The sequence below is a fragment of the Streptomyces sp. V4I2 genome (assembly GCF_030817655.1).
GTDB lineage: Bacteria > Actinomycetota > Actinomycetes > Streptomycetales > Streptomycetaceae > Streptomyces > Streptomyces plumbiresistens.
Genome location: NZ_JAUSZM010000003.1, coordinates 4484611 through 4497535 on the forward strand (window position 1 = coordinate 4484611; position 12925 = coordinate 4497535).

General features: G+C 70.2%; 10 protein-coding genes. 6 read left to right on the forward strand and 4 right to left on the reverse strand.

Annotated features, from left to right (window positions below; all coding sequences use genetic code 11):
* Positions 1 to 14 precede the first annotated feature (14 nt).
* Positions 15 to 1574 (forward strand): hypothetical protein, encoded by a 1560-nt coding sequence (locus QFZ76_RS21145; RefSeq protein ID WP_307675210.1) that lies wholly within the window; start codon positions 15 to 17, stop codon positions 1572 to 1574.
* A gap of 47 nt (positions 1575 to 1621) precedes the next feature.
* Here QFZ76_RS21145 and QFZ76_RS21150 read toward each other — a convergent pair whose 3' ends face one another.
* The gene (locus QFZ76_RS21150; RefSeq protein ID WP_307675211.1) at positions 1622 to 2035 is read right to left on the reverse strand and encodes an organic hydroperoxide resistance protein; all 414 of its coding nucleotides are present in this window, start codon (positions 2033 to 2035) and stop codon (positions 1622 to 1624) included.
* A gap of 121 nt (positions 2036 to 2156) precedes the next feature.
* On the opposite strand from QFZ76_RS21150, the gene QFZ76_RS21155 reads away from it, so the two are divergent.
* From QFZ76_RS21155 to QFZ76_RS21165, 3 genes are all read left to right on the forward strand, one after another.
* A complete protein-coding gene (locus tag QFZ76_RS21155; RefSeq protein WP_266438774.1) occupies positions 2157 to 2666 on the forward strand; it encodes a MarR family winged helix-turn-helix transcriptional regulator in 510 nt (169 codons plus the stop codon).
* A gap of 179 nt (positions 2667 to 2845) precedes the next feature.
* Positions 2846 to 3838 carry a UDP-glucose 4-epimerase GalE gene (galE, locus tag QFZ76_RS21160; RefSeq protein WP_307675212.1) on the forward strand — a complete coding sequence of 331 codons (993 nt, stop codon included), beginning with the start codon at positions 2846 to 2848 and terminating at the stop codon, positions 3836 to 3838.
* 75 nt (positions 3839 to 3913) lie between these two features.
* A complete protein-coding gene (locus QFZ76_RS21165) occupies positions 3914 to 4225 on the forward strand; it encodes a Crp/Fnr family transcriptional regulator (RefSeq protein ID WP_307675213.1) in 312 nt (103 codons plus the stop codon).
* Between the two features lie 36 nt (positions 4226 to 4261).
* Here QFZ76_RS21165 and QFZ76_RS21170 read toward each other — a convergent pair whose 3' ends face one another.
* Both QFZ76_RS21170 and QFZ76_RS21175 read right to left on the reverse strand, forming a co-directional pair.
* Positions 4262 to 4906 carry a response regulator transcription factor gene (locus QFZ76_RS21170; RefSeq protein ID WP_266438764.1) on the reverse strand — a complete coding sequence of 215 codons (645 nt, stop codon included), beginning with the start codon at positions 4904 to 4906 and terminating at the stop codon, positions 4262 to 4264.
* Positions 4907 to 5000: 94 nt separating this feature from the next.
* Positions 5001 to 5627, reverse strand: a complete 627-nt coding sequence (locus QFZ76_RS21175; RefSeq protein WP_266438761.1) for a TetR/AcrR family transcriptional regulator — start codon at positions 5625 to 5627, stop codon at positions 5001 to 5003.
* A 194-nt stretch (positions 5628 to 5821) separates the two neighbouring features.
* On the opposite strand from QFZ76_RS21175, the gene QFZ76_RS21180 reads away from it, so the two are divergent.
* Both QFZ76_RS21180 and QFZ76_RS21185 read left to right on the forward strand, forming a co-directional pair.
* Positions 5822 to 6751, forward strand: coding sequence for an ABC transporter permease (locus QFZ76_RS21180; protein ID WP_307675214.1), 930 nt, complete (start codon positions 5822 to 5824; stop codon positions 6749 to 6751).
* A 67-nt stretch (positions 6752 to 6818) separates the two neighbouring features.
* Entirely contained in the window at positions 6819 to 7664 is an 846-nt protein-coding gene (locus QFZ76_RS21185; protein ID WP_307680086.1) for an ABC transporter ATP-binding protein, read from the forward strand.
* A 79-nt stretch (positions 7665 to 7743) separates the two neighbouring features.
* Here QFZ76_RS21185 and QFZ76_RS21190 read toward each other — a convergent pair whose 3' ends face one another.
* On the reverse strand, positions 7744 to 12675 hold the full coding sequence (locus tag QFZ76_RS21190; RefSeq protein ID WP_307675215.1) for an NAD-glutamate dehydrogenase: 4932 nt from the start codon (positions 12673 to 12675) through the stop codon (positions 7744 to 7746).
* Positions 12676 to 12925: the final 250 nt, after the last annotated feature.

Here is a 12925-nt window from a genome sequence, read left to right on the forward strand (position 1 = left end):
CCCCTTCCCGTGCGATGAGCGGCGTCGGTGTTCTTGCCCGGCGGTCCGTGCGCGGTGCGACGGCACTGCGTGGCGGCCGAGTCCTGCGTCCCACTCCGTACCAGGTCGTCGGGTTCCTGTTCTGGCTGGTGATGTCGCTGGCCTACTGGCGGGTGCCGCTGTGCTGCGACGCCGGGCAGCACGCGGCGGTCGTCGAACGCCTGAAGGCGAGTCTGCTCCAGCCGCGCCACCCGATGGCCGACCTGCCGGGCGCGGGCAGCCCGTACTACTCGCCGTACGCGCTGGCGCAGGGCGCCTTCGCACGGCTGACGGGACTGAGCGGGTGGCAGGTCCTCCAACTCGCCGGGCCGCTGAACCTGCTGGTGCTGCTGACCGGCCTCGGCCGTTTCGTGCGGGTGCTGACGCCGAGACAGTGGGCGCCGGTGCTGGCGCTGGCCGCCATGACGCTGCTGTGGGGGACCGAGCGGGCCTGGTGGAGCGGGTACCTCGGGCTGATGTCGATGACGGGGAACCTCGGGTATCCGTCGGCGTTCGCGATCGGGCTGGCCTTCTGGGCGTGGGCGCTGACGGGGGCACGGGCCCGGGAGGCGGGCCGGGCGGTGCGGTACGTCGGGCCGAGCGGGCTGCCGGGTCTCAGCGGGTACGCGGGGCTCGGCGCGCTGTACGGACTGATCCTGCTGGTGCATCCGATCACGTGGGTGGCGGCGGCGCTGGGGGCCGTGGCCCTGGTCGCCGGGTGGCAGCGCGGATGGCGGCCGGCGGTCGTACGGCGGTGGGCGCTGACGGGCGGGACCGCGCTGCTGGTCGCGGTCTGCTGGCCGTACTTCGACGTGTTCGCTCCGGCCGGGGACGGCGGCGCGGGCGGAACGCCCCGGACGCTCTACCAGGACCTCGGCGGACACTTCTGGCTGGCGCTGCTCGGGGTGCCGGCGCTGTGGCGGCGAGGGCGGCGGTCGGTGCGCGATCCCCTCGTGCTGATGTTCGTCCTCGACTGCCTGGTCGTGGCGTACGGCTGGTTCAGCGGGCACCACACCTACGGCGGGATCCTCGGGCTGACCCTGGTGCCGCCGCAGTTGGCGCTCGCGGTGGAGCTGGCGGCGCCGCGGCCCTGGCCGGTGTGGCGGCGGATGCTGGGCGGGGCCGCGGCGGCCGGTGCCTGCGTGGGTTTCCTCACCGTGCAGGCGGGCGCGGTCGTCCCGCGCTCGCTGGATCCGGTCGGCTTCGCACAGCCGCCGCGCTGGCCGACGTACGAATGGGCCGCGCAGCACATCGGCCCCGGCGAGGTCGTGATCACCGACGGCTACCACGCCGGCCACGCGATCGCGGGCTACGGCGCGAACCTCGCCGCGCCCGCCCGGCCGGACGCGGCCCTCGACGAACGGGAAAGGGCGAGGCGGCTCGCGGACGTCCGCGCCTACCTCGCCCCGACGTCGACCCGCGCCGAGCGCACCGCCGTCGCCCGCCGCTATCACGTGCGGTGGCTGCTGCTCACACGCCGGCACCCGGTGCCCGAGGAGGCGGTGGTGGTGACGTGGAGCGGGCGGACGGGGGAGGTGCTGGCGCGGGTCGGGTGACGCTTTCCGGTGTGGGACCGGGGGTTGCTCGATGACGAGCCTTGGGATTACTCGATGACGAGGTCGACCTCGATGTTGCCGCGGGTGGCGTTGGAGTAGGGGCAGACCTGGTGGGCCTGCTCGACCAGCTTGCGGCCGGTCGCCTCGTCCACGGTGTCGGGCAGCTCCACGCGGAGGGTGACCTTGAGGGCGAAGCCCTCGCCCTGCTTGCCTATGCCGACCTCGGCGGTGACAGCGGCGTCGCTCACGTCGACCTTGGCCTGACGGCCGACGAGGCCGAGGGCGCTGCCGAAACAGGCGGAGTAGCCGGCGGCGAACAGCTGCTCCGGGTTGGTGCCCTGTCCGTTGCCGCCCATCTCCACCGGAATGCCCAGCGCGAGGTCCAGGGTGCCGTCGGAGGAGACGGCACGGCCGTCCCGGCCGTGGGTGGCGGTGGCGACAGCGGTGTAGAGCGCGTCCATGGAAGAACCATCCCTCTTTGAGTCACGTCTCGGCGGCCTGTCCGGCCGCCTTGCGAGCACAAGTAGAGCACACAATTCAGTTGTGCACAATTGAATGGCTCGCAAGAGCTATCCTGGATACATGACCCGGACGCCGACCCCCGCCCACGCATCAGCCGCCCCATCGCCCTCGGAAGAGAACTGGCTGCGCCTCGACGGCCAGATCTGCTTCTCCCTGCACGCTGCCTCGCGTGCGTTCAACGGCGTCTACCGGGTGATCCTCAAGGACCTCGGGCTGACCTACCCGCAGTACCTGGTGATGCTGGTGCTGTGGGAGCGGGGCGAGATGCCCGTGAAGCAGCTCGGCGAACACCTGCGGCTCGACTCCGGCACGCTGTCCCCGCTGCTCAAGCGCCTCGAGGCGGCCGGCCTCGTCCGACGGGAGCGCAGCACCCGCGACGAACGCTCGGTGGAGGTACGGCTCACCGAGGAGGGCGTCGCCCTGCGCGAGCCCGCGCTCCGGGTGCCGCGCCGGATCTTCCAGGCCACCGGCTTCAACCTCGACGAACTCCGCGACCTGCGCGAACGCCTCGACCGGCTCACCTCGACGCTGGACTCGGCGGCGCTGGAGGAGATGCCAGGCGGCCGGTAGCCGCGCCGATCAGCCCCACCCTCGCGCGGGCACTGCGTGTCGCCCCAGGTTCACGTGGAGTCATCACCGTGACTCGCACGGGACTCGGCCGCCTGCTTCACTGACGACGGGAGCCGACAGCACACCCACAGTTCTTACCGCAGACCACCACAGGCCAATTCACGAGGGGACGGCCGCATATGACCTGGCTGATCACCGGCGGCGCCGGCTACATCGGGGCGCACGTCGTACGGGCGATGACCGAGGCGGGCGAAAGGACGGTGGTGTACGACGACCTGTCGACCGGCATCACCGAGCGCGTCCCCGAAGACGTACCGCTGGTGGTGGGCTCGACCCTGGACGGCGAGCGCCTGGCCCGGACCCTCGCCGACCACGAGGTCACCGGCGTGGTCCACCTCGCGGCGAAGAAGCAGGTGGGCGAGTCGGTGGACCTGCCGCTGCACTACTGCCGGGAGAACGTCGAGGGCCTGCGCGTCCTCCTGGAGGCCGTGTCGGAGGTGGGCGTGCCGTCCTTCGTGTTCTCGTCCTCCGCGGCGGTGTACGGCATGCCGGACGCCGCGCTTCACGGCGAACTGGTGACGGAGGAGACGCCGTGCGTGCCCATGTCGCCGTACGGCGAGACGAAGCTGGCCGGCGAGTGGCTGGTCAGGGCGACGGGCCGGGCGACGGGCCTGTCCACGGCGTCGCTGCGCTACTTCAACGTGGCCGGCGCGGCGCGTCCCGAACTCGCGGACGTGGGCGTCTTCAACCTCATCCCGATGGTCTTCGAGAAGCTCACGGAGAACGCGCCCCCACGCATCTTCGGCGACGACTACGAGACACCGGACGGGACGTGTGTACGCGACTACATCCACGTCGTCGACCTGGCCGAGGCCCATGTCGCGGCGGCACGCGCCCTCCTGGCGTCCCCCGGCCGTGACCTCACCCTCAACATCGGCCGCGGGGAAGGGGTGTCGGTGCGCGAGATGATCGACCGCATCAACGCCCTCACCGGCTACGACCGCCCCCCGACGGTCACCCCGCGCCGCCCCGGCGACCCGGCCCGCGTCGTCGCCTCCGCCGACCGCGCCGCCACCGAACTGGGCTGGAAGGCCAAGCACGACGTCCAGGACATGATCACGTCGGCATGGGAGGGGTGGGTACGACTGCACCCGGAGGCGGCTCGCGGCTAGGGGACTCTTGTCGGGTGCGGTGCGGATGCAAGTGCGGGTGCGGGCGCGGGCGCGTCGGCCACGGTCCGTGCCCATGTGTTCCGTCTCCTGGCTGCCCAGGCACGCGCCCAGCAGGACCGGCTGACGGCCACGGTCACGCTGCCGTGCGAGGCCGGACTCGCGGCCTGGCTCCTGGAGCGGACGGCGGCGGACCGGCCCGTCACCGCCGCCGTCTCCCTGCCAGGCGGCCAGCGCGAACTGGCCGACCTGCTGGGCGTCACCCGCGTCACCGTGAACCGGGCGTTGTCCCGGCTGCGTCGCGACGGTCTGGTCCGGTGGGCCGGGGACGGCCGGCTCGAGATCCTCGCCCCGGAACTCCTCGCCCTGCGCGCGGCCGCTCCCGAGTGACCAGATCCTCGGCCACATGGTGTTCAGATACTGCGGCTACACGTTGTTCAGATACGTCAGCACCGCCAGCACCCGGCGATGCCCGCTGTCGGACGGCGGCAGCCCCAGCTTCAGGAACACGTTCCCGATGTGCTTGTGAACCGCCCGCTCGGTGACCACCAGGGTCTTCGCGATCGTCGCGTTGTCGTGCCCCTCCGCCATCAGCTTCAGCACCTCACGCTCACGCGGGGTCAGCGAGTCGACCGGCGTGTCCCGGCGCCGCGTCAGCAACTCCGTCACCACCTCGGGGTCGAGGGCCGTCCCCCCGGCCGCCACCCGCTCCAGCGCGTCGAGAAACTCATCCACCCGCCCGACCCGGTCCTTGAGCAGATAACCCACCCCACTGCTCCCACCACCCAACAACTCGGCGGCGTACGACTCCTCCACATACTGCGACAACACCAGCACCGGCAGCCCCGGCATCTCCTTGCGCGCGGCCAGCGCCGCACGCAGACCCTCGTCCCGGAACCCCGGCGGCATCCGCACATCCAGCACCGCCACATCCGGCCGATGCTCCAGCAACGCGGGCAGGACCTCCGGTCCGGTGCCGACGACGGCCGCCACCTCGTGCCCGGCAGAGGTCAGCAACAGCACAAGGCCCTCGCGCAACAGGGCGTTGTCCTCGGCGATCACGAGTTTCATGGGGCCCATAGTCCTACGGGGCGGACGGGGCACACCCACCGACCCCGGAACTGACGACGCCGGACCCGTAGCGAAGCGCCATCGACCCCACAGGTCACAACGCCTTGAGCGCCTCCGCAGTGGCCCGCGCCAGCGCGCCCAGGTACCCCTTCGGGAGCTTCGGGCTGCGGATCACCACCGAGCGCCAGTACAGCGGCCCCGAGATCAGGTCCAGCGCCAGGTCCTCGCTCGCGCCCTCACGGACCTCCCCGCGCTGCCGGGCCGCCGCCACGATCTTGCTGGCGACGCCCTCCTGCCCCTCCCGCAGGGCCTTCTGCATGGCCTCGGCGATCTCGGGGTTGCGGGCCGCCTCGGCCTGGAGGTCGGGGATGACCTGCGAGGCCACGGGATGCCGCAGGGCGCGCGAGGTCACCTCGTACAGCAGCCGCAGGTCGCCCTCCAGCGAGCCGGTGTCCGGCACCGGCAGGCCCATCACGGCGATCGCCGAGACGACGTCGAGGACGAGGTGCAGTTTGGAGCGCCAGCGGCGGTACACCGCGGTCTTGCCGACGCCCGCCCGGCGCGCGATCCCCTCGATGGACATCCGCGCGTAGCCCACGGCCGCGAGTTCCTCGAAGACCGCGGCCCGGATGGCCTCGGTCACGTCCTCGCGGAGCACGGCCGCTCCGGCGGGGGCCCGGCGGCGCGGACGGGTCTTCGGCTCGTCGGCGTTCGTCGTCATGCCGACCAGCATAGGGCGTTACGACGAAACGGTTGCGTTCCGACGTCGATTCCGCCTACGCTCACGTTGCGACGATACGGTCCCGTCCCGACGTAAGAGAACGTGAAGAGAAGCGTAAGGAAACGCCGGGTGAAGGACCCGCCCGCCGCACGAGCACCACGCGTCACCCCACCCCCCGAGTGAAAGCAGCGGATGTGAGCCAGGTCCTCCACACACCGCCCCCGCCGACGGCGACCGCACCCGCCGTCGTCGACGACGACCTCGCGGCGCTCGCCGCCCGCCACGGCCTCTCGGTCAGCGGTGCCCGCCCCTCCCTGCGGGAGTACGTCCGCCAGCTGTGGGCCCGGCGCCACTTCATCGCCGCCTTCTCGACCGCCAAGCTCACCGCGCAGTACAGCCAGGCGAAACTGGGCCAGGTCTGGCAGGTGATGAACCCGCTGCTGAACGCGGCGGTGTACTTCTTCATCTTCGGTGTGCTGCTGGGCACCAAGAAGGGCGTGCCGGACTACATCCCGTTCCTGGTGACGGGCGTGTTCATCTGGACGTTCACGCAGAGCTCGATCATGGCGGGCACCCGCGCCATCTCCGGCAACCTCGGCCTGGTCCGGGCGCTGCACTTCCCGCGGGCCGCGCTGCCGATCTCCTTCTGTCTGCAACAGCTCCAGCAACTGCTGTTCTCGATGGGCGCCCTGGTCGTGATCCTGCTCGTCTTCGGCGTGCCGGTCTCCGCGTCCTGGTTGCTGGCGGTCCCGGCTCTGGTGCTGCAGTTCACCTTCAACGCCGGCATCTCGATGATCATGGCCCGGCTCGGCGCCAAGACCCCGGACATCGCGCAGCTGATGCCGTTCGTCCTGCGCACGTGGATGTACATCTCGGGCGTGATGTGGAGCATCGACCACCTGCTCAGCAAGCACAACGACCTGCCGTCCTGGGTCGCGCCCACCCTCCAGGCCAACCCCGCGGCCGTCTACATCGACCTGATGCGCTTCGCCCTGATCGACACCTTCCACTCCAGCCAGCTGCCGCACCACGTGTGGCTGATCGCGACCGGCTGGGCCCTGCTCGCCGGAGTCGGCGGCTTCATCTACTTCTGGAAGGCTGAGGAGACCTACGGCCGTGGCTGAGAACACCGAGAACCCCAAGAACCCCAAGAACCCCAAGAACCCCGAGAACTCCGAGAACTCCGAGAACATCTACGTCGGCGACAAGATCCCCACCGTCGTCGTCGACGGCGTCGACATCGTCTACCGGGTCAACGGCACCGGCCCCGGCCGCGGCTCCGCGACCGCCGCACTCAACCGCATGCTGCGCCGCAAGAAGGCGGAGAAGGCGGCCGGTGTACGCACGGTGCACGCCGTCAAGAACGTGTCCTTCGTCGCCTACCGGGGCGAGGCCATCGGCCTGATCGGCACCAACGGCTCCGGCAAGTCGACGCTGCTCAAGGCGGTCGCCGGCCTGCTCCCCGTGGAGAACGGCCGGATCCACACCGACGGCCAGCCCTCCCTGCTCGGCGTGAACGCGGCCCTGATGAACGACCTGACCGGCGAGCGCAACGTCTACCTCGGCGGCCTCGCCATGGGCATGTCCCGCGAGCAGGTCAAGGAGCGCTACGAGGAGATCGTCGACTTCTCCGGCATCAACGAGAAGGGCGACTTCATCACCCTCCCGATGCGGACGTACTCCTCCGGCATGGCCGCCCGCCTGCGCTTCTCCATCGCCGCCGCCAAGGACCACGACGTCCTGCTCATCGACGAGGCGCTGGCGACCGGCGACCGCTCCTTCCAGAAGCGCTCCGAGGCCCGCATCCGTGAGCTGCGCAAGCACGCGGGCACGGTGTTCCTGGTCAGCCACAGCAACAAGTCGATCCGCGACACCTGCGACCGCGTGCTCTGGCTGGAGCGCGGCGAACTGCGCATGGACGGCCCGACGGAGGAGGTGCTGGAGGCGTACGAGGCGTTCACCGGCGGTCCCGACAAGGCGAAGGCCAAGCCGCAGCCGCAGCCGCAGCCGCAGCCGCAGGCCGCGGTTCCCTCCTGAACCCCGGGCATGAGGGCGCCCCGAGCCATTCCGGCCCGGGGCGCCCTCATCGCCGTATGCCTTACGTACGCGTCACGCCTTACATGTGCGTCCGCAGCAGCGTCCGCATCGTCCGCATCGCCACGGACAGGTTGGCCAGGTCGAACGTCTCCGAGCCCTGGATCTCGTCGAGAGTCGTGCGCGCCCGGCTCAGGATCGGCGCGTTCTTCTCCTCCCAGGCCTTGAAGCGCTGCTCGGGAGTCGAGGTGCCGTTGCCCACCGCCAGGACGTCGGCGGTCAGGGCCGCGTGGGCCGCGTAGAGGTCCTCGCGGATGGAGGCGCGGGCCATGGACTGCCAGCGGTCGGCACGGGGCAGCTCGATGATGCGGTCCATGAGCTGGGTGATGTGGAGACGGTCGCCGAGGTCGTAGTAGACCTCGGCGACGTCCATCGGGTCCCGGCCCATCCGGTCGCCCACCGACACGATGTCGAGCGTCGGGAAGGCTGAAGAGAACCCGGCCACGCGCGTGGCGACCTCGTCCGGCACGCCGACGCCCGCCAGCTCGTCGTAGATCTTCTGGTACCACTCCGAGTCCGCGCCCCGCAGCAGCTTCGGCAGCTGCGACCACACCTGCTCGACCCGGTCCGCGAAGAAGTCGACGGTCTGCGCGAGCTGCAGCGGCTGCGGCCGGTTGTTGAGCAGCCAGCGCGTACCGCGCTCGACCAGTCGCCGCGAGTGCAGCCGGATCCGGGTCTGCACGGCGGCCTCGACCTTGTTGTCGAGCGCCTCCACCGCGTCCCACACGACACCGGAGCGGAAGATCGCGCGAGCCGCGGTCTGCGCCCGCACGATCTCCTCCAGCGAGGCACCGGTCTCCTCGCGCAGCCGGTGCAGATAGGTCGTACCACCGGTGTTGACCGTGTCGTTGACCAGCACGGTCGTGGTGATCTCGCGGTGCAGCGGGTGGCCGTCGATGCGGTCCCCGAACGTCTCGCGCAGCGCGGCCGGGAAGTACGTGTGCAGCAGACCGCGCAGGTACGGGTCGTCGGGCAGCGAGGTGTGCAGCAGCTCCTCGGCGACCGTGATCTTCGTGTACGCCAGCAGGACGGCCGTCTCCGGGCCGGTCAACCCCTGTGCGGCGCCGAGGCGTTCGCGGATCTGGCGGTCGGTGGGCAGGAACTCCAGGGCCCGGTCCAGCAGGCCCTCGCGCACCAGGTGGCGCAGGTACCGCTGCTGGGCGTGGAGCATGTCCTTGGACTGGGCGAGCGCGTTGGCGATGGCCGTGTTCTGCGCGTAGTTGTTGCGCAGGACCAGGTGGCCGACCTCGTCGGTCATCTCGGCGAGCAGCTTGTTGCGCTGCTTGACGGTCATGTCGCCGTCCGCGACCAGGCCGTTGAGCAGGATCTTGATGTTCACCTCGTGGTCGGAGGTGTCCACGCCCGCGCTGTTGTCGATGGCATCGGTGTTGATCTTGCCGCCGTGCAGCGCGAACTCGATCCGGCCGAGCTGGGTCAGGCCCAGGTTGCCGCCCTCGCCGACGACCCTGACGCGCAGGTCGGCGCCGTCGACGCGGATCTGGTCGTTGGCCTTGTCGCCGACGTCCGCGTGCGTCTCGGTGCTCGCCTTCACGTACGTCCCGATGCCGCCGTTCCACAGCAGGTCCACCGGCGCCTTGAGGATCGCCTTCATCAGGTCGGCCGGGGTCATCTTGGCGACCTTGCCCTCGATGCCCAGGGCCTCACGGATGTGCGCGTTGACCGGGATCGCCTTGGCGGTACGGGGGAACACGCCGCCACCGGCGGAGATGAGCGCGGTGTCGTAGTCGGCCCAGCTGGAGCGGGGCAGCTCGAAGACGCGGCGGCGTTCGGCGTAGGAGGTGGCCGCGTCGGGATTCGGGTCGATGAAGATGTGCCGGTGGTCGAAGGCGGCGACCAGGCGGATGTGCTCGCTGAGCAGCATGCCGTTGCCGAACACGTCACCGGACATGTCGCCGATGCCGACGACCGTGAAGTCCTCGGCCTGCGTGTTCACGCCCAGCTCGCGGAAGTGCCGCTTGACGGACTCCCAGGCGCCGCGCGCGGTGATGCCCATGCCCTTGTGGTCGTACCCGGCGGAGCCGCCGGAGGCGAAGGCGTCGCCGAGCCAGAAGTTGTAGTTCTCGGCGACCCCGTTGGCGATGTCCGAGAAGGTCGCGGTGCCCTTGTCGGCGGCGACGACGAGATAGGTGTCGTCCTCGTCGTGCCGGACGACGTCGGCGGGCGGGACCACTTCGCCGGCGACCATGTTGTCGGTGATGTCGAGCAGCGCCGAGATGAAGGTCTTGTAGCTGCGGATGCCCTCCGCCAGCCACGCGTCCCGGTCGACGGACGGGTCGGGCAGCTGCTTGGCGACGAAGCCGCCCTTGGCGCCGACCGGCACGATGACGGTGTTCTTCACCATCTGCGCCTTCACCAGGCCGAGGATCTCGGTGCGGAAGTCCTCACGCCGGTCGGACCAGCGCAGGCCGCCTCGCGCGACCTTCCCGAACCGCAGGTGCACGCCCTCCACCCGAGGCGAGTACACCCAGATCTCGAACGCCGGGCGCGGCGCCGGCAGGTCGGGGATCATCTGCGGGTCGAACTTCATGGAGATGTAGTCGTGCGGCCTGCCGCCCGCCGCCTCCTGGAAGAAGTTCGTCCTGAGGGTCGCCTTGATGACGGTCAGGAAGGACCGCAGGATCCGGTCCTCGTCGAGAGAGGCGACCTGGTCGAGCGCCGCGTCGAGCTCTTCGAGGAGCGCGTCGACGAGCTCGTGCCCGGCACGCTGCCGGTCCGGCGACATCCGCGCCTCGAACAGCGAGACCAGCAGCCGGGTGGTGTGGACGTTGTGGCGGAGGGTGTCCTCCATGTAGTCCTGGCTGAACGTCGAGCCCGCCTGCCGCAGGTACTTCGCGTACGCCCGCAGCACCATCGCCTGCCGCCAGTGCAGCCCGGCACTCAGCACGAGGGAGTTGAACCCGTCGTTCTCCGCCTGGCCGGTCCAGGTCGCGGCGAAGGCGTCCTGGAACCGCTCGCGCCCGTCGTCGCCGAGGTAGTCGCCGCTCCCGCTCTTCGGCTGGGGCATGCGCAGCCCGAAGTCGTAGATCCAGGCCACACTCCGGTCCGCGCAGCGCAGTTCGTACGGCCGCTCGTCCATCACCTCGACACCGAGCCGGTTGAGCACCGGCAGCACGGCCGACAGGGTGATGGACTCGCCCTTGCGGTAGATCTTGAACCTGCGCTCCTCGGGGGCGGCGCCCACGGGCTCGTACAGGCTGAGCTCGAAGCTCTTCTCCTCGGTGAGTTCCTCGATGTGCGCGAGGTCCGCGACCGCGGAGCGCGGGGTGTGGTCGGCCTTGTAGCCCTCGGGGATGGCGTTGCCGTAGCGGCGCAGCAGCTCGGCGGCGCGCTCCTCGCCGAACTCGGCGTTCAGCGCCTCGCCGAAACCGTCGGCCCACGACCGCGCGGCCTCCACCAGCCGCGCCTCGATGCGCTCCTTGTCGGCGTCGGACAGCTGCGGCAGCTCGGTGCCCTGCGGGACCCGGACGACGAAGTGCAGCCGCGAGAGGATCGACTCGGTGTTCCAGGCGGTGAAGTCGACGCTGGTACCGCCGAGTTCCTCCTTGAGGATGTCGATGATCCGCAGCCGTACGCCGGTGGTGTACCGGTCGCGGGGCAGGTAGACGAGGGCGGAGTAGTAGCGCCCGTACTCGTCCTGGCGCAGGTAGAGCCTGAGCCGGCGCCGCTCCTGGAGGTAGAGCACGGAGGTGACGATGGCCTGCAACTCGTCCGGCGGGGTCTGGAAGAGCTCGTCACGCGGATAGGTCTCCAGGATCTGCAGCAGATCCCGCCCGTCGTGACTGTTGGGCGAGAACCCGGCCCGCTCCAGCACCTCTTCGACCTTGCGCCGGATGACGGGCACCCGCCGCACGGACTCGGTGTAGGCGGCGGACGAGAACAGTCCGAGGAACCGCCGCTCCCCCACCACGTTCCCGTCGGCGTCGAACTTCTTGACGCCGACGTAGTCGAGATATGACGGCCGGTGCACGGTCGACCGGCTGTTCGCCTTGGTCAGCACAAGCAGCTTGTGCTCACGCGCCTTCGCCCGGGCGTCGGCAGGCAGCCGCTCGAAGGAGGGACTGACGGGGTGGCTGTCCCCTTCGGCGTGATGAGGGTCGGACCGCAGAATCCCCAGCCCGGTGCCGGGGACGGCCGCGAGGGAGTCGTCCTCGCGCAGCTGGTACTCCCGGTACCCGAGGAAGGTGAAGTGGTCGGCGGCGAGCCAGCGCAGCAGCTCCCGCGCCTCCTCGATCTCCTGCTCGCGCAGGTCGGAGGCGATGGGCTCCTTGGGCAGTTCGTCGGCCATGCGCAGCGCCGCGTCCCGCATCTTCTCCCAGTCCTCGACGGCCTCACGGGCGTCGGACAGGACACGCAGCAGGTCGGCGGTGATCTGCTTCAGGTCGCCGCGGTCGGTCTCGCGGTCGATCTCGACATGGATCCAGGACTCGGTGTGCCCGTCGTGCGGCAGTTCGCCGGTGACCGGCGCGGTGATCACCTCGATGAGCTTGCCGGTGACGTCACGCCGCACGATGACCTGCGGATGAATGACGACGTGGATCCCACGCCCCTGCCGGGTCAGCTCATTGGTGACGGAGTCGACGAGGAAGGGCATGTCATCGGTGACCACCTCGACAACCGAATGACTGCACGTCCACCCGTTCTCCTCCACGGTGGGCGTGTGGACCCGCACGTTGGCCGTGCCCTGCGGGCGGTTCTCGGCCAGCCGGTAGTGCGAGAGTGCGGCGCCGAAGACGTCGACCGGGTCGCGGTCGGCGAGGTCCTCCGGGGCGGTGTGCAGGTAGTAGCGCTGGAGGAACGCGAGCAGCGTGTCCCGGTCGGGTGTGCTCTCGTCCGTCGTCCCAGTCGGTAGGTGCCCCCCGACCGGGCTGTTCTCAGCTACCCGGGCGGCCCTCTCGAGCAGCTCGGCCTTGGCTTCGTCCAGCTTGGTCTGCATTGTCCTCTGGCTCCTGTCGCGCGCCGTTGCGTGACGTAGGTGGAAGTACGGTCTCTTCCCCTGTGACGTAACGCCGCGACGCGGGGTCTCCGGTCTGATCCGACGCTATGCCGCAAGGTGAGATGAGCGGGGGGTTATCAGCCATTCTCGACACGCCGGAAGGGTGTGACGCTGCTCTCTGCGGCGGCACATGTTTCCAGCGTGTGTACGGCGTCCCGGGGGCCCCTGGGCCCCCGTCCCACCCGCGAAG